A 2,091-nucleotide genomic window follows, 5' to 3' on the forward strand; every position below is an offset into this window, starting at 1 on the left:
TTACCTTAACGGGTAATAGTGCTATCGTCGCATTGTCCGGGAACAACCGGAAAAATGTCGCGTAAATGTATCAGGTAATTGAAGTGAAACAAGTATTAGCAGTAATTCTAGGTGGCGGTGCGGGCACCCGTTTGTACCCCCTAACCAAAATGCGAGCCAAACCCGCTGTTCCTTTAGCCGGTAAGTACCGTTTGATCGATATTCCGATCAGTAACTGTATAAACTCAGAAATTCTGAAAATCTATATCCTGACCCAGTTTAACTCAGCATCCCTTAACCGTCATATTGCCCGAACCTACAACTTTTCTGGCTTTACAGATGGCTTTGCGGAAGTCCTCGCCGCACAACAAACCAGTGTGACTAACCCCCAATGGTTTCAGGGAACTGCTGATGCAGTGCGCCAATATCTATGGCTCATGGAAGAATGGGATGTTGAACATTTCCTAATTCTGTCCGGTGACCACCTGTACCGCATGGACTATCGGGATTTTGTCCAACGTCATATCGACACAGGGGCAGACATCACCCTATCAGTTTTACCCGTAGACGAAAAACGGGCTTCTGCTTTCGGTTTGATGAAGATTGACGAAAGCACTGGTCGGATTATCGATTTCAGCGAAAAACCCAAGGGAGAAGCCCTAAAACAAATGGCAGTGGATACCAGCAGTTTGGGGTTATCCCCCGAAGAGGCTGCCGAGTCGCCTTACATCGCTTCTATGGGCATCTACGTTTTTAAAAAGGATGTTTTATTTAAACTACTCAAGGATGCCCCAGATCAAACCGATTTTGGTAAGGAAGTGATTCCTGGTGCCGCTAAGGATCATAATGTTCAAGCCTATCTGTTTAACGATTACTGGGAAGATATCGGAACTATTGAGGCCTTTTTTGAAGCTAACTTGGCTTTGACTCAACAGCCACAACCTGCTTTTAGTTTCTACGACGAGAACGCTCCTATTTATACCCGTTCCCGCTACTTACCACCATCCAAGATGCTGGACTGTCAGATCACTGAATCTATTATTGCTGAGGGTTGCATTCTCAAGGAATGTCGCATTGATCATTCTGTGCTGGGGTTGCGCTCTCGTGTCGAGTCCGGTAGTCTCGTTGAAGACACCATGTTAATGGGGTCAGATTTCTATCAACCTTTTGCTGAACGTCAATATGGTTTAGAAAAAGGTAGCGTTCCTATCGGTATCGGTAACAACACTACTATCCGCCGGGCTATTGTCGATAAAAATGCTCGCATTGGTCGCCATGTCCAGATTATCAACAAGGACCATGTTCAGGAAGCAGAACGGGAAGAGGATGGCTTCTACATTCGCGGTGGAATAACCGTAATTTTGAAAAATGCCGTGATTCCAGATGGGACAATTATTTAGGTTTACCTTTTGGGTAGTTCTATGGTTGACTAAGGGAAAGGAGGCTATTTTAACCTTCCTATCATATAAACAATCTGCCCTAGTCCATGTCTAAAATTGTCTTGATTATAGGGCTTCCTGCTAGTGGGAAGTCCTTTATTGCTGAAAGGTTATCTCAAGGGTCGCACTTTCAGCGCTGGGTCTCCACTGATAGAATTCGCCAACGCTTATTTGGTGATGAGAGTATTCAAGGACCTTGGTTGTCAATCTGGGCTCAGGTTCGCGGGGAACTTCAACAGGCCGTTGCTGATATGGTTGATGTTATTTATGATGCAACTAATGTTCAACGCCGTCGCCGCCGAGATTTAATTGCTCAGGTCCGTGGTTTTGGTTTTCAGTCCGTGGTCGGATTATGGGTTAATACTCCCCTGGAGGTCTGTCTAGCACGCAATGAAAGGCGATCGCGTCAAGTTCCTGAAGGGGTGATTCTCCAAATGTATCGCCAACTTACTGACGCGCCTCCTACTCTTAGTGATGGGTTCGATCGCCTCCTTGAGATTCAAAATATATAAATATGCTGCTTTTCCTAGCATCCTGATTCATTTAAGCTGAACATTCCTGAACATTGATTGACCATGCTCGGACTGTAACTATAGCAATACCATCATTGCTGACAGTAAAGGAGGAATCCCTCAAAGCACGTAACATTATATTACGTGCGCCATTCGCATCT

Annotated in this window: 2 protein-coding genes and 1 pseudogene; all 3 read left to right on the forward strand. The window is 45.2% G+C overall.

Annotated elements, in window-relative coordinates:
• Positions 1-65, forward strand: a pseudogene (locus ACTIE0_RS24000) (zinc ribbon domain-containing protein); the annotation flags it as partial.
• Positions 66-83: 18 nt separating this feature from the next.
• Positions 84-1,379 carry a glucose-1-phosphate adenylyltransferase gene (locus ACTIE0_RS24005; RefSeq protein WP_035759831.1) on the forward strand — a complete coding sequence of 432 codons (1,296 nt, stop codon included), beginning with the start codon at positions 84-86 and terminating at the stop codon, positions 1,377-1,379.
• Between the two features lie 86 nt (positions 1,380-1,465).
• Positions 1,466-1,930: an AAA family ATPase gene (locus ACTIE0_RS24010; protein ID WP_006621304.1), complete on the forward strand. Its 465-nt coding sequence runs from the start codon at positions 1,466-1,468 to the stop codon at positions 1,928-1,930.
• Positions 1,931-2,091: the final 161 nt, after the last annotated feature.

Origin of the sequence: Limnospira sp. (genome assembly GCF_051859755.1) — a bacterium.
Lineage (GTDB): Bacteria > Cyanobacteriota > Cyanobacteriia > Cyanobacteriales > Microcoleaceae > Limnospira > Limnospira fusiformis.

Coding starts and splice junctions, on each gene's coding strand:
- ACTIE0_RS24010 (WP_006621304.1), top strand. CDS start 1,466: ATGTCTAAAATTGTCTTGATTATAGGGCTTCCTGCTAGTGGGAAGTCC.